Here is an 18,145-nt window from a genome sequence, read left to right as displayed (position 1 = left end):
CCAAGCCACCGTCCCGCCTCAGGGGGAGCCGGAGGGCTAGGAGATGGTGCAGGCCGTCTCGCTGACACCGGAGTTGCCGGTGGCGTAGAACTTCTTGCTGGTCGAGCTCGTCCCGATGATGCAGAAGGAGTCCGTGGACGACTTGCCGAACTTCAGCTCGGTCGTGTTGTCGCTGATCGTCGCACCAGCACCGGCCCAGTCGGGAGTCGTCGCCGTTCCCGCAGCAGGCTTTGCTGTCTGGGTGAAGGTGGCCGTGGCGGGGAGCGTGCTCGTCGCGTTCGTCTGCAGGCTGATGATGGCCGTCTTCAGGTTCGTGACGTCGCTCTTCACGGCCGAGTCCTTGGCGTTGTTCTGCACGCCGAGGTACACCGGGATGGCGATCGCGGCGAGGATGCCGATGATGATGACGACGACGAGGAGCTCGATCAGGGTGAAGCCCTTGTCCTTGTCTTCGGTGAGGTTCTGGCGGCGGGCGCTGAGCTTGCCCATGAGGGTGAAGTACATGTCGCTGGTCCTGTTCGATCGGGTGCGGGAGTGATGCCCGGTGAGGGGGTGAGGCGGTCACTGAGCTCCCGCCGAGATCGATGGTGCCACCTGGGAAAGTGCCCCAGAATCCCTTGGAAGGGGGGTTTTGGCCTGCGACACGGCCCCAGTTCGGGTATCCCCCGAAAGGCCGGAAATCGCTGGTCAACACCCGTTTGCGGGGTAGACCGCACGGTCGCCGGACGTCCGGGACGAGAAGGAGGCGCGAGCCGGCCTCGTGAGCCGGCCCGCGCCTCCTGCGGGGGTGCCTGGTGCGTTACTTGATCAGCGAGGTGATCTGGAAGATGGGCAGGTACAGCGCCACGATCATGCCGCCGACGACGACGCCGAGGAAGGCGATCAGGAGGGGCTCGATCAGGGCCGTCAGCGACTCGGTCGTCGACTTCACCTCCTGGTCGTAGAAGTCCGCGACCTTCTCGAGCATCGTCTGGAGCGAACCCGAGTCCTCGCCGACCGAGATCATCTGCGTGACCATCGACGGGAAGACGCCCGACTCGGTCAGCGGGCCGGCGATGGACTCGCCCTGCCGCACCGACTCGGCGACCTTGACCAGCGCCTCCTCGAGCACGTAGTTGCCCGACACCTCGCCCACGATGCGCAGAGCCGTGAGGATGGGCACGCCGGCACCGATCATGTTCGAGAAGTTGCGGCTGAACCGCGCGATCGCGATCTTCCGGAACAGTGCACCGAAGACGGGCAGCTTCAGTTTCAGCGGGTCGAGGAACGCCCGCACCTTGACCGAGTTCTTGTTCGTCCGCCACCAGATCGAGAACGCGATCCCCACGACGATGCCGGCCGGCACGACGTACGGCATCGCCCGCGACGCGTAGACGAGCATCATCGTCGGCAACGGCAGCTGACCGCCGAGGTTGGTGAACATGTCCTGGAAGATCGGGACGATGAACAGCAGCATGATGACGACCGCGACGAGCGACATGACGAGCACGACGACGGGGTAGGTCATGGCCGACTTGATCGTCGACCGCAGCGCCACCTCCTTCTCGAAGTTCTCGGCCGTCGACTCGAGCGCCTTGTCGAGGAACCCGCCGGTCTCGCCCGCCTTGATCATGTTGATCATCAGCGGAGGGAAGTCCTTGTCGTGCTTGCCGACCGCGTCCGAGAACGAGACGCCGGTCTCGACGTCGTCGCGCACCTCGGCCATGATCTTGGCCAGCCGCTTGTTGTCGACCTGGTCGGCGAGGATCGTCAGGGTGCGCAGCAGCGACAGCCCCGAACCGATCATGGTCGCCATCTGGCGCGACATGACCGCGATGTCCTTCATCTTGACCGCACGGTCGCCGAGCCCGGGGATCGACACCTCGCGCTGCAGGCCGGTGCCGGCACCCGCCTCGCTGATCGAGATCGGCTGCACGCCCATCGTGCGGAGGCGGGTGATGACCGCGCCCTCGCTCGACGCGTCGACCTTGCCCTTGACGACCTTTCCGGCCCCGTCACGCCCCTTGTAGGCGTAGGCGACTGCCCCGGCCATCAGGCGGCCCCGCCCGAGAACGAGTCGCCGAAGTCGATGCCGCTGTCGAGCCCCTGGCTCTCGGACTTGTTGATCACTCGCGTCACGAGGCGGTCGAACCCTTCACGGTCGTGCACCTTCTCCATCGCGGCCTTGTGCGTCACGACGCCGGTGTTCACCAGGTCGGCGAGCTTCTGGTCCATCGTGTGCATGCCGAGGTCACGGCCCGCCTGCATCGACGAGGCGATCTGGTACGTCTTGCCCTCCCGCACGAGGTTGCCGATCGCCGGGGTCATCATCATGATCTCGGTCGCCACGACCCGGCCGCGGCCGCTGGCCTTGGGCAGCAGCGTCTGGCAGACGACGCCCTGCAGCGTCGAGGCGAGCTGGGTGCGCACCTGGTCCTGCTGGTACGGCGGGAACACGTCGATGACGCGGTCGATGGTCTGCGCCGCGCTCTGCGTGTGCAGCGTCGCGAAGACGAGGTGGCCGGTCTCGGCGGCGGTCAGCGCGACCGAGATGGTCTCGAGGTCGCGGAGCTCGCCGATGAGGATGACGTCGGGGTCCTGCCGCAGCACGTGCTTGAGCGCCGCCGCGAAGCTGTGGGTGTCGTGCCCGACCTCTCGCTGGTTCACGAGCGACTTCTTGTGCTGGTGCATGAACTCGATCGGGTCCTCGACCGTCACGATGTGGTCGGCCCGCGTGCGGTTGACGAGGTCGATCAGCGCCGCGAGGGTCGTCGACTTGCCCGAACCCGTGGGGCCCGTGACGAGCACGAGACCGCGCGGGAGCTTGGCGAAGGTCGACACCGACTCGGGCACGCCCAGGTCGCCGAGCTGCTTGATCTCGGTGGGGATCAACCGGAAGGCCGCCCCCAACGAGCCGCGCTGCTGGTAGAAGTTCACGCGGAAACGCGACTCGTCCGAGAGCGAGTAGGCGAAGTCGAGCTCGAGCTCCTCGTCGAAGCGCTGCTGCTGCTCGGGCGTGAGCAGGCTCTCCAGCGCCGTGCGGACGATGGCCGCGTCCCAGACCGTACCGCCGGAGAGGGCGGGTCGGAGGTCGCCGTCGACGCGGATCGTGGGCATGGCGTCGGTGGTGACGTGCAGGTCGGAGGCGTTCTGCAGCACGACTTGGATCAGCGCCGAGACGAGCCCGGCGTGCGCGTGGTCGCGCGGGTGGCGGTGCAGCTCGATGCCGTGGAAGTCGGCCGCGTCCTCGGCCGTCGCGAGGACGGCGGTCGGCGCGTCGGCGGCGACGTGCTGCGGAGCCGGCGCGTCCCAGGGGGCCGTCGCGGTCGGGCCGGCCGAGGCGCCGGCAGGGCTCGGCAGGACGACGCCCTCGGCGGCGAACGGCGAGGACGACGCGAGCGACGCGGACGTGGCCGTCGTGCCGGCCGCGGCCGGGTTCGCGAGGGTGGGGGCGGGGGCGGCGAGGTCCGTCGCGGAGCCGGCCCGCGCCTCCTGCAGGGGGGACGCCTGAGCCCGGGAGGCGCGGATCGGCTCCTCGAAACGCGGGTCGACCCAGCCGGGTCGCGGCGTCGACGGGAGCACGTGGCCGGCGGGGGGCGGGCTGAGCGGTGCCGGGGCGGTTGCCGCGGGCGACGGGGCCACGGAGGAGGGCGCGGAGACCGACGACGGGGCCACGGCCGATCGGGGCAGCACGGGCGAGGGGCCGGTGTCGGGGACGAGCAGGGCCTCCTGGTCGGCGAGCGCGGCCTTGTCGACCAGCGCCTCGGCCAGCCGCGCGGCGCGACGGCTCGAGGGGGCACGCGTGGGCGTCCAGCCCATGACCGGGTCCTGGCCTCCGTCGAGGCTGTAGACGGGACCCGTCGCGGCACCACCGGGCGACGCGGGAGCGGACGGGAACGGCGACGCGTCGGCCGGAGCCGTCGACGACGCGGTCGCGGAGCCGGTCGCGGTCGCGGTCGCGGTCGCGGTCGCGGTCGCGGTGGCGGACCGGACCTCGTTGCCCGGACGGCCCGGCGTCCACCCCGCGAGGGCGGCGTCCTCGGCGGCTGCGTCGTCGGGGATGTCGTAGATCGAAGCGCTCATGAGAGGGGCTCCTCGTGGTCGGTCCGGGCTCGGCCGGAGGCGGGCGTCACGCGACGACCCGCAGGATCTCTTCGACGCTGGTGAGGCCGAGCTTGGCCTTCTCCCAGCCGTCCTGACGCAGGCTCAACATGCCCTGCTCGCGGGCGACCCGGCCGATCTCGGCGCTGGACGCACGGCTCACCGCGAGCCGCTCGATGTCCTCGGAGACGCTCATCACCTCGTGCAGCGCGATGCGGCCGCGGTAGCCCGTGTTCGAGCACTGCTGGCAGCCCACCGGCTGGTACACCGTGGGGTTCTCGTCGGGCTCGACCCGGAACTTCAGGTGGGCCAGCTGCAACGGGGAGTAGGCCGTGGGCGTCTTGCACCGGTCGCAGAGCCGGCGCGCGAGGCGCTGGGCGACGACGCAGTCGATGGCCGACCCGACGAGGAAGGGCTCGATGCCCATCTCGGTGAGTCGGGTGATCGCGCTCGGGGCGTCGTTCGTGTGCAACGTGCTCAACACGAGGTGGCCGGTCAGCGACGCCTCGATCGCGATCTGCGCCGTCTCGTGGTCGCGGATCTCGCCGAGCAGGACGACGTCGGGGTCGGACCGCAGGATGCTGCGGAGCGCACTCGCGAATGTCAGGCCCGCCTTGGGGTTGACCTGCACCTGGTTGATGCCCTTCATCCGGTACTCGACCGGGTCCTCGACCGTGATGACGTTGATCTCGGGACGGGCGACGGCGTTCAGCGTCGTGTACAGCGTCGTCGACTTGCCGGAACCCGTGGGGCCGGTGACGAGGATCATGCCGTAGGGCTTCGAGTACGACTCGGCGTAGACGTCGAAGTTGCGCTCGAGCAGGTTGAGGTCGCGCAGGCTCATCGAGGTGTTCGAGTTGTCGAGGATGCGCATCACGACCTTCTCGCCCCAGACGGTCGGCAGCGTCGCCACCCGCAGGTCGATCTGCCGCCCGCCGTGGCGGACCGACATGCGGCCGTCCTGCGGCTTGCGGCGCTCGGCGATGTCGATCTCGCTCATGATCTTGAGGCGCGAGATCACGCCGTTCTGGATCGCCTTGGGCGCCGGCTGCATCTCGTGCAGCACGCCGTCGATGCGGTACCGGATGCGCACGTCGGTCTCGGACGGCTCGATGTGGATGTCGGAGGCGTGGTCGGTGATCGCCTGGCTGACGAGCAGGTTGACGAACCGGACGATCGGCACGTCGTCGTCGGGGCCGTCCGTGATGTCGGCCGCCGTCTCGTGCGCCCTCTCCTCTTCGAGGGTCGACGTCAGGTCGTTCAGCTCGTCGTCGGCACGCAGGTACCGGTCGATGGCGGCGCGCAGGTCGTTCTTCTCGGCGACGACGGGGTCGACGCCCATGCGCAGGCCGGCGCGGACGTCGTCGATCGCGAAGACGTCGCCCGGGTCCTCCATGGCGAGGATCAACGCACCGTCGCGCACGCCGATCGGCAGGACCTTGTGCCGTCGGCACACGGCCGCGGGCACCATCGTCACGGCCGAGCGGTCGACCGGGTAGTCGATCAGCTCGACGAAGTCGAGGTCGGCGGCGGTGGCCCGGGCCCTCGCCACCTGCATCTCGGTGACGACGCCTCGCGAGAGGAGGTCGCGGATGGACGCCTCTTCCTCGGCAGGGCCGCGCGGGATCACGTCGAGCTGCTCGATCGGCAACAGCCCGTGCAAGATCAGGATCTCGGTCATGGAAGCCACGCGTACCTCCTCGGAAGTACAGGGCCTCGGGGGTAGGACGACGAGGCCGTTCGACGCTCGGGGTCGGGTCCGAGCTTGCCTCACGCTACGGCGGCGACGCCGTCGGCGGCACGTCCCAGAGCGGGTGCCCCTCGAAGGGGTGCGCCGGTCGCCCCCCGGTCGGACTCAGTAGGCGCGGACCACCGTGGCGGAGCGCCTCGCGGCGACGAACCCGGCCCGGGCGTAGAGCCCCAGGGCGCCCGTCGGGCTCACGGAGTCGACGTCGAGCACGGTGACCTCGAGCCCCTCGGCCACGTGCGCCTCCAGCGTGGATGCGAGCAAGGACTGCGCGAGGTGCCGTCCCCTCCAGGAGCGCCGGACGCCGACGTACTCGACGTAGGCGCACCGCCGCCCCAGGGCCGCCCAGTCCTCGGGGTCGACGTCGCTCAGCACGAACGCGACGACCTGCTCGACGGCCTCGGGGTCGTCGAGGGGACGGGCGACGGCCAGCAGCGAGAGGTCCTGCCGGAACGTGCCGGCACCGACCATCCGACCCACCGCTCCTCGCTCGTCGGCTGGCTGCCCCAATGGTCACGGAAGGCGTCGTTGCGGGCCTGGCGCGTCGCCTCGACCCACTCGTCGGTCATCGTGACCAGGCGGACGGCCGGGTCGAGCGCGACGCGCTCGATCGGTTCCGTCAGGTCGCGCCGCAGCTCGGTCCACCACCGCGACTCGTCGAACCCCGCCCGACGGAACGCCGCCCGCGTGGCGAGGGCGTCCTCCTCGACGTCGGTCACGAGACCGGCCGGCAGCACCTCGTCACAGGTGGCCAGGTGCTGCTCGCCCCGGACCCGTTGCCACTCCAGGAGGCGGCGACCGAGACCCTCGCCGCGTCGGCCGGGGTCGACACCGCCGGGGACCCCCACCCGCACGAGGCTGACCCGCGTCGGGCCGAGGTGGCTGAGGCCCCAGGCGACGAAGCGGCCGTCGGCGTCCAAGCCGACGATGCTGTCCCGCACGAGGTCGATGCCGGGCGACGTGAGGTCGTCACGCACGACCTCGAGCGCATGGCCGCGGTCGGGGTGGTCGACCGACCCGATGCGGGCACAGAGCGCGTGCAGGGGCACGAGGTCGTCGAGGGTGAGCGGTCGCCAGGTGACACCGGCGACGGGCTCCGGTGACGCCACGACGTCAGGTGCCGTCACCCGCTCGCGGACGGGGCGGTCGGCCGTGCCGATGCCGACCCCCTCGGCGGCCTCGCCTCGGGCGACGACGACCGGGGGCGGTGTGGCCGGTGCTCCGACGGCGGCGGCAGTGGCGGCGGCGGCAGTGGCGGCGACGCCGGTCGTCAGGGTGGCGGTCTCGTCGGGCTGGTCGTCAGGCATCCCTCCATCCTGCCGGGTCGGCTCCCGCCGTCGCCTCAGCCCGACGGGGGAACACCCGCTCGCGTCGCCGCTCGGACCGGAAGGGGACGACGAAGGGCCCCGGTCCGCACGGAGTGCGAGCCGGGGCCCTTCGAGGTGAGGCCCTCAGGAGGCGCGGTGGGGGTCAGACCCTCACCGCGCCTCCTGACGGGGTTCTCAGTTGTAGGTGCCGGGGGTGAAGTCGTCCGACGAGAAGGAGTCGAAGTCCACGAAGCTCAGGTCGGCTTCGTTGAACGACGCGTCGTCGGTGAAGACGCGGTTGGGGTACCGCTCTGCCTTCGCTTCTTCCGTCGCCTCGACCGACACGTCGCGGTAACGCGACAGGCCGGTGCCCGCGGGGATGAGCTTTCCGATGATGACGTTCTCCTTCAGACCGACCAGCGGGTCGCTCTTGCCTTCCATGGCGGCCTGCGTCAGGACGCGGGTCGTCTCCTGGAAGGACGCGGCGGACAGCCACGACTCGGTCGCCAGCGAGGCCTTCGTGATGCCCATGACCTCTTGACGAGCGGACGCGGTCCGCTTGCCCTCGGTCAGTGCCGCACGGTTGATCTCGTTGTACTTCGACCGGTCGACGAGCTCACCGGGCAGCAGGTCGGTGTCGGCGTGGTCGACGACCGTGACCTTGCGGAGCATCTGACGGACGATGACCTCGATGTGCTTGTCGTGGATCGGCACGCCCTGCGAGCGGTAGACGTCCTGGACGCCACCCACGAGGTGCTGCTGCACCGCACGGACGCCCTTGACGCGCAGGACCTCTTTCGGGTCCACCGCACCGGCGATGATCTGCTCACCGAGCTCGACGTGCTGACCGTCCTCGACGAGGAGGGTCGAACGCTTGAGCACGGGGTAGATCACTTCTTCGTCGCCGTTGTCGGGCTGCAGGATGACGCGGCGAGCCTTGTCGGTGTCCTCGATCGTGATGCGACCGGCCGAGTCGGCGATCGGGGACGCACCCTTGGGGGTACGCGCCTCGAACAGCTCGGTCACGCGGGGCAGACCCTGCGTGATGTCGTCGGCCGAGGCCGAACCACCGGTGTGGAAGGTACGCATGGTCAGCTGCGTGCCGGGCTCACCGATCGACTGGGCCGCGATGATGCCGACGGCCTCACCGATGTCGACCAGGTTGCCGGTGGCCAGCGAACGGCCGTAGCACTGGGCGCAGACACCGACGGCGGCCTCGCAGGTGAGGACGGAGCGGACCTTGATGGTCTCGACACCGGCCGCCACGAGCTCGTCGATCAGCACGTCTCCGACGTCGGCGCCGGCCTCGGCCAGCACCGTGCCCTTCGCGTCCACCGCGGCAGCCGCGAGCGACCGTGCGAACACGGTGTTCTCGACGGTCGCGTCGCGCACCATGACGCCGTTGGCGTCGGGTGCGGCGATCGGCATCTCGAGGCCGCGCGAGGTGCCGCAGTCGTCCTCACGGATGATGACGTCCTGCGACACGTCGACGAGACGACGGGTCAGGTACCCCGAGTCGGCCGTACGGAGGGCCGTGTCGGCCAGACCCTTGCGGGCACCGTGCGTCGCGATGAAGTACTCGGCCACCGATAGACCCTCGCGGTACGAGGAGATGATCGGGCGCGGGATGATGTCACCCTTCGGGTTGTTCACCAGGCCTCGCATGCCGGCGATGTTGCGCACCTGCAGCCAGTTACCACGAGCACCCGACGTCACCATGCGGTTGATGGTGTTGTCGATCGGGAAGTTCGCGCGCATCTCGGCGGCGACCTCGTTCGTGGCCTCCGTCCAGATCTTGATCAGGTCGGCGCGACGCTCGGCGTCCGAGATCAGACCCTTGTCGAACTCGGACTGCACGGCGGCCGCCTGCTTCTCGTAACCCGCGACGATCTCGGGCTTGCGCGGAGGCGTGAGCACGTCGGACAGCGCGACGGTGACACCCGAACGCGAGGCCCAGTAGAAGCCCGCGTCCTTGATGTTGTCGAGTGCCGCCGCGACGGCGACCTTCGGGTAGCGCTCGGCGAGGTCGTTGACGATCGTCGAGAGCATGCCCTTGTCGGTCACCTGCTGGACGAACGGGTAGTCCGCCGGCAGGTTCTCGTTGAAGAGCGCGCGACCGAGGGTCGTCTCGAGCAGGATGTCCTGCCCGACCTCGTAGCCCTCGGGAGCCTCGCCCTCGGCGAAGTGCACGCCGTTCATGCGGATCTTGACCATCGCGTTGAGGTCGAGCGTGCCCTGGTCCTTCGCGAGGATCGCCTCGGCGACCGACGAGAAGGCACGGCCTTCACCCTCGGCACCCTCGGTGACCGTCGTGAGGTAGTGCAGACCGATGATCATGTCCTGTGCGGGCAGGGTCACCGGACGGCCGTCGGACGGCTTCAGGATGTTGTTCGACGCGAGCATCAGGATGCGCGCCTCGGCCTGGGCCTCGACGGACAGCGGCAGGTGCACGGCCATCTGGTCACCGTCGAAGTCGGCGTTGAACGCCGCGCAGACGAGCGGGTGAAGCTGGATGGCCTTGCCCTCGACCAGCTGGGGCTCGAACGCCTGGATGCCGAGACGGTGCAGCGTGGGCGCACGGTTCAGCAGCACCGGGCGCTCGCGGATGATCTCTTCGAGGACGTCCCAGACCTGCGGGCGCGAACGCTCGACCATGCGCTTGGCCGACTTGATGTTCTGAGCGTGGCTCAGGTCGATCAGGCGCTTGATGACGAACGGCTTGAACAGCTCGAGGGCCATCTGCTTGGGCAGACCGCACTGGTGCAGCTTCAGCGTCGGGCCGACGATGATGACCGAACGACCCGAGTAGTCGACGCGCTTGCCGAGCAGGTTCTGGCGGAAGCGACCCTGCTTTCCCTTGAGCATGTCGCTCAGGGACTTCAGGGCGCGGTTGCCGGTACCCGTGACGGGACGACCGCGACGACCGTTGTCGAACAGGGCGTCGACGGCCTCTTGCAGCATGCGCTTCTCGTTGTTCACGATGATCTCGGGAGCACCGAGGTCGAGCAGGCGACGGAGGCGGTTGTTGCGGTTGATCACGCGACGGTAGAGGTCGTTCAGGTCGCTGGTCGCGAAGCGGCCACCGTCCAGCTGCACCATCGGACGCAGCTCGGGCGGGATGACCGGGACGACGTCGAGGACCATGGCGGCCGGCGAGTTGCCGGTGGCCAGGAACGAGCTCACGACGCGCAGGCGCTTGATGGCGCGGATCTTCTTCTGACCCTTGCCCTCGGAGATCTGCAGGTGGAGGTTCTCGGCCTCGGTGGTGAGGTCGAAGCCCTCGAGGCGCTTCTTGATCGCCTCGGCGCCCATGTGGGCCTCGAAGTAGATGCCGAAGCGGTCCTGCAGCTCGTGGAAGACGGCGTCCTCGGGCTTGAGGTCGCCGACCTTGAGGCTGCGGAAGTCCTCCCAGACGCGCTCGAGGCGGTTGATGTCCTCGTCGAACGACTTGCGCGTCTGCGACATCTCTTTCTCGGCGCCGTCCTTCGCACGACGCTTCTGGTCGCTCTTCGCGCCTTCTTCCTCGAGGACGGCCAGGTCGTCCTCGAGCTTCTGGAGGCGGTCGGCGATGCGCGTGTCGCGCTGCGACTCGAGCTGCTTGATCTCGAGGCGGAGCTCGTTCTCGAGCCCGGGCATGTCGGCGTGACGGCCCTCTTCGTCGATCGAGATGACCATGTAGGCCGCGAAGTAGATGACCTTCTCGAGGTCCTTCGGTGCCATGTCGAGCAGGTAGCCCAAGCGCGAGGGGACGCCCTTGAAGTACCAGATGTGCGTGACGGGAGCGGCGAGCTCGATGTGGCCCATGCGCTCACGACGCACGGACGACTTCGTGACCTCGACGCCGCAGCGCTCGCAGACGATGCCCTTGAAGCGGACGCGCTTGTACTTGCCGCACGCGCACTCCCAGTCACGCGACGGCCCGAAGATCTGCTCTCCGAAGAGGCCGTCCTTCTCGGGCTTCAGCGTGCGGTAGTTGATGGTCTCCGGCTTCTTGACCTCACCGTGCGACCAGGCGCGGATGTTCTCGGCAGTGGCGAGGCCGATCCGCAGCTCATCGAAAGTTGTTGCTTCGATCAAAATTTAATCCCTTGTCAGATGTATCGACGTGTCGTTGTGGGAAGGGGGCTTAGATCTCGTCGACGTTCGACGATTCGAAGCGGGAGGAGATGTTGATGCCGAGCTCTTCGGCGGCACGGAAGACCTCGTCGTCCGTGTCGCGCAGGCTGACCGTCTGGCCGTCGGCCGAGAGGACCTCGACGTTCAGGCAGAGCGACTGCATCTCTTTGATGAGGACCTTGAAGCTCTCGGGGATGCCGGGCTCCTGGATGTTCTCGCCCTTGACGATGGCTTCGTACACCTTCACGCGGCCGAGGATGTCGTCCGACTTGATGGTCAGGAGCTCTTGCAGCGCGTACGCGGCGCCGTAGGCCTCGAGGGCCCAGACCTCCATCTCACCGAAGCGCTGGCCACCGAACTGTGCCTTACCACCCAGCGGCTGCTGCGTGATCATCGAGTACGGGCCCGTCGAACGCGCGTGGATCTTGTCGTCGACGAGGTGGTGCAGCTTCAGGATGTACATGTAACCGACCGAGATCGGGTTCGGGAACGGCTCACCCGAGCGACCGTCGAACAGGCGCGCCTTGCCGGACGAACCGATCAGACGCTCACCGTCGCGGGTCGGCAGGGTCGAGTCGAGCAGACCCTCGATCTCGCGCTCGGCGGCACCGTCGAACACCGGGGTGGCGACCTTCGTGCCGGGAGCGGCGCTGAGCGCCTCTTCGGGCAGGTTCTTCGCCCACTCCTGGACGCCTTCGACGTTCCAGCCCTGCGCCGCGATCCACCCGAGGTGGATCTCGAGCACCTGGCCGAAGTTCATCCGACCGGGGACGCCCAGCGGGTTGAGGATGATGTCGACCGGCGTGCCGTCCGCGAGGAACGGCATGTCCTCGACCGGCAGGATCGTCGAGATGACGCCCTTGTTGCCGTGACGACCGGCGAGCTTGTCGCCCGCCGTGATCTTGCGCTTCTGGGCGATGAAGACGACGACGCGCTGGTTGACGCCCGAGCCGAGCTCGTCGTCGCCGTCCTGCGAGTCGAAGACCTTGACGCCGATGACCGTTCCCTGCTCGCCGTGGGGCACCTTCAGGGACGTGTCGCGGACCTCACGGCTCTTCTCGTTGAAGATCGCGCGCAGCAGGCGCTCTTCGGCGCTGAGCTCGGTCTCGCCCTTGGGCGTGACCTTGCCGACGAGGATGTCGCCGGGGCGCACCTCGGCACCGATGCGGATGATGCCGCGCTCGTCGAGGTCGGCCAGCAGGTCGGGGCTGACGTTGGGGAGATCACGGGTGATCTCTTCCTTGCCGAGCTTCGTGTCGCGGGCGTCGACTTCGTACTCTTCGATGTGGATCGACGAGAGCGTGTCGTCCTTGATGAGGTTCTGCGACAGGATCATCGCGTCCTCGTAGTTGTAGCCCTCCCAGGGCATGAACGCGACGAGCAGGTTCTTGCCGAGCGCGAGCTCGCCGTTCTCGGTCGCGGGACCGTCGGCGATGACCTCGCCGACCTCGACGCGCTGGCCGGCGTCGACGATCACGCGGTGGTTGTAGCTGGCGCCCTGGTTCGAGCGGTCGAACTTGCGCAGGTAGTAGTCCTGCGTGCCGCCGTCGTCGAGCTGGACGGTGACGACGTCGGCCGACACCTCGGAGACCACGCCCGCGGCGTCGGCGGTGACGACGTCACCGGCGTCGATCGCGGTGTAGCCCTCCATGCCGGTGCCGACGAGGGGGCTCTCGCTGCGGACGAGCGGGACGGCCTGACGCTGCATGTTCGCACCCATGAGGGCGCGGTTCGCGTCGTCGTGCTCGAGGAACGGGATGAGCGACGTGGCCACCGACACCATCTGGCGCGGCGAGACGTCCATGTAGTCGACCTCGGCCTTGTCGACGAGCTCGACCTCGCCGCCCTTCTTGCGGACGAGCACCTTGTCGTCGACGAAGTCGAACTTGTCGTCGAGGGGCGCGTTCGCCTGGGCGACGACGTAGTCGTCTTCTTCGGAGGCGGTGAGGTAGTCGATCGTCGTGGTGACGTTGCCCTTCTCCACGCGACGGTAGGGCGTCTCGATGAAGCCGAACGAGTTGATGCGCGCGAAGGACGCGAGCGAACCGATCAGGCCGATGTTCGGGCCTTCAGGGGTCTCGATCGGGCACATGCGGCCGTAGTGCGAGGGGTGGACGTCACGGACCTCGACGCCGGCGCGCTCACGCGACAGACCGCCGGGGCCGAGCGCGCTCAGACGACGCTTGTGCGTCAGCCCCGAGAGCGGGTTGTTCTGGTCCATGAACTGCGAGAGCTGCGAGGTGCCGAAGAACTCCTTGATCGCGGCGACGACGGGGCGCACGTTGATCAGGGTCTGCGGCGTGATCGCCTCGATGTCCTGCGTGGTCATGCGCTCACGGACGACGCGCTCCATGCGCGACAGACCGGTGCGGACCTGGTTCTGGATCAGCTCGCCGACCGCGCGGATGCGACGGTTGCCGAAGTGGTCGATGTCGTCGACGTCGAGGCGCAGCTGGACGGGCTCGCCGTCGCGCGTGCCGTTCATCGACTTCTCTTCGGCGTGCAGCGACACGAGGTACTTGATCGTCGCGACGATGTCGTCGACGGTCAGGACCGAGTCGCCCAGGGGCGCGTCGATGCCGAGCTTGCGGTTGATCTTGTAGCGACCCACCTTGGCCAGGTCGTAGCGCTTGTGGTTGAAGTAGAAGTTGTCGAGGAGCGCACGCGCGGCCTCGGCAGCGACCTGCTCGCCCGGACGGAGCTTGCGGTAGATGTCCTTGAGCGCCTCTTCCTTGGTGAGGATGGCGTCCTTCTCGAGGGTGGCCTCGATCGAGGCGAAGCCCTTGAACTCCTCCATGATCTCTTCGCTCGTCAGGCCGAGGGCCTTGAGGAAGACGGTCACGCTCTGCTTGCGCTTGCGGTCGATGCGCACGCCGACCTGGTCGCGCTTGTCGATCTCGAACTCGAGCCAGGCACCACGGCTCGGGATGACGCGAGCCGAGTAGATGTCCTTGTCGCTGGTCTTGTCGGAGGCGCGCTCGAAGTAGACGCCCGGGCTGCGGACGAGCTGCGAGACGACGACACGCTCGGTGCCGTTGATGATGAACGTGCCACGCTCGGTCATGAGCGGGAAGTCGCCCATGAAGACCGTCTGGGTCTTGATCTCACCGGTGAGGTGGTTCATGAACTCGGCGTTCACGTAGAGCGGCGCGGCGTAGGTCTTGCCACGCTCTTTGCACTCGTCGATCGTGTACTTGGGCTCTTCGAGCTCGGGGGCCGTGAACGAGAGCTGCATGGTCTCGCCGAGGTCTTCGATCGGCGAGATCTCTTCGAAGATCTCTTCCAGGCCCGAGTGGAGGGCCAGGTCGGTGCGACCCTGCTCGGTCGCCTCGGCGAGGCGGTCCTTCCAGATGTCGTTGCCGACGAGCCAGTCGAAGCTCTCGGTCTGGAGCGCCAGCAGGTCGGGGACCGTCAGCGTGTCGGTGATCTTGGCGAACGAGAGCCGCGATGCGTTGCGACCGTTCTTGGGTGAGTTGGTGGATGCGTTGTTCGCAGCAGCCAAGGAAGTAACCTCCGTGGACCCCGTCGGGTCATCACTGTCGGACAGTATGTGGTGAGTGAGTGAACGGCCCTACCCGGCGGACACCATCCACCCCGCCGTCATATTCGGGGGTGGGTGTCTCGAGACGTTGTCGACCGCAATATGACGACAGGACGCACGGGGAGCGCAAAGGTCCATACTAGGTCGCCCCGGACACGCCTGGCAAGCCCTGTCGTTGACCTTTCGCCCGAGCTTCGGTATAACCCGGGCGCATGCACAGGCATTCCACGGGATCGAGGGCCGCGCGCGCCTCCTCGTCCCCGGGATGGGAGGCTTGGGGCATGGCCGCACAGCACGACGACCCGCCCGTCGAGATCTCGATCGGGGCGGGTCTCGCCCGCGTGGACGAGGACCGGCACCGCCCCGGTTCGTACACCCTCGTCGTCGACGGCACGCCCCAGTCGCACGTCGACCTCGACGACCCGACGCACCTGGCCTTCGAGTACGTCCGGCGCATCGGGCACGCCGTCGACCTGCTGCCCGAGGGGCCGGTCACCGCACTGCACCTCGGCGCCGGCGCCCTGACCCTGCCGCGCTACGTCGAGGCCACCCGACCGGGTTCGCGCCAGCAGGTGATCGAGCTCGAGGCCGACCTCGTGGCCCTGGTGCGCGAGACCCTGCCGCTGCCGCGGGGGGCCTCGATCCGGGTGCGCTACGGCGACGCCCGCGAGGTCATGGTGAAGCTGCCCGCCGGACTGCGCGGCACGGTCGACCTGCTGATCGTCGACGTGTTCGGTGGCTCGCAGATCCCCGCCCACGTCACGTCGCTCGAGTTCTACACGGCGGCGGCCGAGTTCCTGTCGCCGACCGGCATGCTGATCGTCAACTCGGCCGACGGCGCGGGGCTGGCCTTCGCCCGCGGCCAGGCGTCGACCCTCGCGACCGTGTTCGAGCACGTCGTCGCCGTGGCCGACCCCGCGACGCTCAAGGGCCGTCGCTTCGGCAACGTCGTGCTGATCGGTTCGCCGTCGCCGCTGCCGACCGACCGCATGCCCCGGCTCTACTCGTCGGACCCGCTGCCGGCCAAGGTCGTCCACGGCCGTGAGCTGCGCGACTTCGTCGCCGGGGCGCCCGTCGTCACCGACGCGACGGCCGTGCCCTCGCCCGAGCCGTCACGGAGCGTGTTCGGGGCGCGCTGACGACGCCCCGGTCGAGCCAGTGGGCCGCCCCCGTGGCGCCCACGACGGCGGCCGCGGCGAGGGCCGTCGCGACGACGACGGGGACGACGTCGGGCAGGGTGGGGGTCACCTGCACCCCGGTGGACACGGCGAGCGCGAGCGAGAAACCCGTCGACGTCGCCACGACGAGTCCGACGGGCAGTGTGGCCGTGAAGACCACGACCAACCCCTCTGCCAGGGTGATCCGTCGGGCGACGGCGGGTCGCGCCCCGTGTGCGGACAAGTGGAGTCGGTCGGGGTCGCGGCGAGGGCCGCGGAGCAAGGTGGAGGCGGCCGCACCCGCGAGCGCCACGGCCGATGCAGGCCCGAGGGCCAGAGCCGTCTGACGCCACTGTGGCCCCGAGGCTCCGGCGGGTGACACTCCGAGCATGACGGCCAGGTCGAGTGCCGACCCGGTCGCCATGACGAGACCGACGAAGACGCCGACGGTCACCGTCGTCGACACGGCGGACACGGTCCCGTGGACGGCCCGGGCCGTCGTGATCCGCCAGGCGATTCCTCTGCCAGGGGGCACCAGCCGTGTCCATCGGCGGACGAACCAGGGCACGAAGGACGGGTACAGGAGCACCACACTGGCGACCGACACGACACCCGCCGTCGACTGCAGCGCGAGCAACCGAAGGGCAGGCGTGAAGAACGCGAGCTCGGAGAACGCGGCGACGTCGGCCTGGTCGAAGAACTCCGCGCCGGACGTGACGGTCGCCGTCAGCCCGTCCCAGACGAGGACGAGGGCCGCGACGGGCAAGACGAACGCGAGCCACATCGCGGCGACGACGCCGATGCGACCTGCGGGCGGGGCGGCAGCCACCGTGTGATCCGCCCCCTCGCCGCGGAGGACCCGAGCCGGGAGGCGCGTGGAAGCCCTGGAGGCTGCCGAGCGCGCCGACAGCAGGGACAGCGCCACGACGGACGCAGCGCTGCACGTCCACGACAGGCTGCCGCCGACCAGCAGCACGAACGAGGGGACGACGGCGTCGAGGGCAAGACGGACCAGCACCAGGACGAGGAGGTGGGCGAGTGGCGCGGCGAAGACCGACCCGAGGACGGCGCAGGCCCCTGCCCGGGCGAGTGCGAGACGAACGACGTGCCTCGGACCCAGCCCTGCGGTCGACAGGAGGGCGCTCTGTACCTCGTCGCCGCGCACGGCGAGTGCGTGCACGCGGATCAGGACGACGACCGTCGCCATCGCCGTGGCGACGACGACCGGGCTCACGTCGGCGTCCACCGGATCGGGCTCGACCCACCGCATGATCTCGGATGACACCGCGATTCCCAGCGCCAAGGTCAGGGCCGAGGTCGAGACGAAGGCGACGATCGTGGCGGCGAGGGCCGCCCGGGGGTCTGCACGGATCGACCTCCAGGCCAGCCAGACCGTCATGCCGTGCCAGCCGAACGGAAGATGGCCTCGAGCCCTTCCGGAGTCGGACCGGTCACGTCATGGCGCACTCGGCCCCGGTCGACGAAGACGACGCGATCGGCAGCGGACGCCACCCTCGGATCGTGTGTCACGACGAGGACCGCCGAGCCGGCACGGGCACGGATGCGGATCATCTGGACCACGGCGTCGACCGATCTCGGGTCGAGCCCGTCGGTCGGTTCGTCGAGCAGTGTGACGTGAGGCGGCTGGACGGCGACCCGGGCCAGTGCGACCCGGCGCCTCTCGCCACCCGACAGACCCTCGGGCAGTTCGTCGGACCTGTCGGCGAGTCCGACGCGACGAAGGGCGTCGTCGATCACGTCAGCCGGGGGCCTCTCGCCGCGGATGCGATGGAGGAGTTCGACGTTCTCCCGGACCGTCAGAGCCGGCAGGAGGTCATCCCCCTGGAGGAGGAGGGCGACGTGGTGAGCCCGGACCCACGCACGGCCTGCGGCGTCGAGCGCCTGGATGTCGCCACCGAGGACGTCGACGCGACCCGTCGAACAGTCCTGCAGCCCGGCCACACACCCGAGGATCGACGACTTTCCGGACCCGGAGGGCCCCATGAGCGCCACGGTCTCACCCCTCGCCACGGTGAACGAGATCTGCTCGAGGACGGGGCGCCGCGCCCCCTTGGTGTCCACCACGTCGTGGCCGACCCCCCACAGCGACACCGCCGTCACCTGGCGCCCCCGCGGAGGAACAGGTAGTCGGGCAGGGCATCGAGGATCGTCGACCTCGCCGACTCGCCGGCGACGT

At 69.0% G+C, this 18,145-nt stretch carries 11 protein-coding genes; 1 reads left to right on the top strand and 10 read right to left on the bottom strand.

Annotation, left to right across the window (positions count from 1 at the left end):
- Window positions 1-36: 36 nt before the first annotated feature.
- From ACVJ1F_RS09205 to rpoB, 8 genes are all read right to left on the bottom strand, one after another.
- The gene (locus ACVJ1F_RS09205) at window positions 37-504 is read right to left on the bottom strand and encodes a type II secretion system protein (RefSeq protein ID WP_374058374.1); all 468 of its coding nucleotides are present in this window, start codon (window positions 502-504) and stop codon (window positions 37-39) included.
- Between the two features lie 295 nt (window positions 505-799).
- The gene (locus tag ACVJ1F_RS09200; RefSeq protein WP_056043602.1) at window positions 800-2,032 is read right to left on the bottom strand and encodes a type II secretion system F family protein; all 1,233 of its coding nucleotides are present in this window, start codon (window positions 2,030-2,032) and stop codon (window positions 800-802) included.
- Complete coding sequence (locus ACVJ1F_RS09195; protein WP_456885730.1) at window positions 2,032-4,062, bottom strand: type IV pilus twitching motility protein PilT; 2,031 nt, start codon at window positions 4,060-4,062, stop codon at window positions 2,032-2,034. Before ACVJ1F_RS09195 ends, ACVJ1F_RS09200 begins: the two co-directional genes overlap by 1 nt.
- A 46-nt stretch (window positions 4,063-4,108) precedes the next feature.
- Entirely contained in the window at window positions 4,109-5,770 is a 1,662-nt protein-coding gene (locus ACVJ1F_RS09190) for a GspE/PulE family protein (protein ID WP_056043605.1), read from the bottom strand.
- A gap of 165 nt (window positions 5,771-5,935) precedes the next feature.
- Window positions 5,936-6,298 (bottom strand): GNAT family N-acetyltransferase, encoded by a 363-nt coding sequence (locus ACVJ1F_RS09185; protein WP_456885728.1) that lies wholly within the window; start codon window positions 6,296-6,298, stop codon window positions 5,936-5,938.
- Entirely contained in the window at window positions 6,196-7,134 is a 939-nt protein-coding gene (locus ACVJ1F_RS09180; RefSeq protein ID WP_456885726.1) for a hypothetical protein, read from the bottom strand. The genes ACVJ1F_RS09185 and ACVJ1F_RS09180 overlap by 103 nt, the downstream gene beginning before the upstream one ends.
- 195 nt (window positions 7,135-7,329) lie before the next feature.
- Window positions 7,330-11,211: a DNA-directed RNA polymerase subunit beta' gene (locus ACVJ1F_RS09175; RefSeq protein WP_456885724.1), complete on the bottom strand. Its 3,882-nt coding sequence runs from the start codon at window positions 11,209-11,211 to the stop codon at window positions 7,330-7,332.
- Between the two features lie 49 nt (window positions 11,212-11,260).
- On the bottom strand, window positions 11,261-14,752 hold the full coding sequence (rpoB, locus tag ACVJ1F_RS09170) for a DNA-directed RNA polymerase subunit beta (protein WP_056043614.1): 3,492 nt from the start codon (window positions 14,750-14,752) through the stop codon (window positions 11,261-11,263).
- A gap of 320 nt (window positions 14,753-15,072) precedes the next feature.
- Between rpoB and ACVJ1F_RS09165 the strand changes: the two genes are divergently transcribed.
- A complete protein-coding gene (locus tag ACVJ1F_RS09165; RefSeq protein WP_123571300.1) occupies window positions 15,073-15,930 on the top strand; it encodes a spermidine synthase in 858 nt (285 codons plus the stop codon).
- Here the strand turns inward: ACVJ1F_RS09165 and ACVJ1F_RS09160 are convergent.
- Window positions 15,869-17,347 (bottom strand): hypothetical protein, encoded by a 1,479-nt coding sequence (locus ACVJ1F_RS09160; protein WP_456885721.1) that lies wholly within the window; start codon window positions 17,345-17,347, stop codon window positions 15,869-15,871. The two genes, ACVJ1F_RS09165 and ACVJ1F_RS09160, sit on opposite strands and share 62 nt — an antisense overlap.
- On the bottom strand, window positions 17,344-18,060 hold the full coding sequence (locus ACVJ1F_RS09155; RefSeq protein ID WP_456885719.1) for an ABC transporter ATP-binding protein: 717 nt from the start codon (window positions 18,058-18,060) through the stop codon (window positions 17,344-17,346). Before ACVJ1F_RS09155 ends, ACVJ1F_RS09160 begins: the two co-directional genes overlap by 4 nt.
- Window positions 18,061-18,145 lie beyond the last annotated feature (85 nt).

This window comes from Frigoribacterium sp. 2355 (assembly GCF_054060695.1).
Note: the sequence above shows the minus strand (reverse complement) of the source record. Positions and strands in the feature narration are given on the sequence as shown.

Excerpts from the sequence above, each read along its gene's own strand:
- ACVJ1F_RS09205 (WP_374058374.1), bottom strand. The coding sequence starts at position 504 with ATGTACTTCACCCTCATGGGCAAGCTCAGCGCCCGCCGCCAGAACCTC.
- ACVJ1F_RS09195 (WP_456885730.1), bottom strand. The coding sequence starts at position 4,062 with ATGAGCGCTTCGATCTACGACATCCCCGACGACGCAGCCGCCGAGGAC.
- ACVJ1F_RS09200 (WP_056043602.1), bottom strand. The coding sequence starts at position 2,032 with ATGGCCGGGGCAGTCGCCTACGCCTACAAGGGGCGTGACGGGGCCGGA.
- ACVJ1F_RS09180 (WP_456885726.1), bottom strand. The coding sequence starts at position 7,134 with ATGCCTGACGACCAGCCCGACGAGACCGCCACCCTGACGACCGGCGTC.
- ACVJ1F_RS09160 (WP_456885721.1), bottom strand. The coding sequence starts at position 17,347 with ATGACGGTCTGGCTGGCCTGGAGGTCGATCCGTGCAGACCCCCGGGCG.
- ACVJ1F_RS09165 (WP_123571300.1), top strand. The coding sequence starts at position 15,073 with ATGGCCGCACAGCACGACGACCCGCCCGTCGAGATCTCGATCGGGGCG.
- ACVJ1F_RS09185 (WP_456885728.1), bottom strand. The coding sequence starts at position 6,298 with ATGGTCGGTGCCGGCACGTTCCGGCAGGACCTCTCGCTGCTGGCCGTC.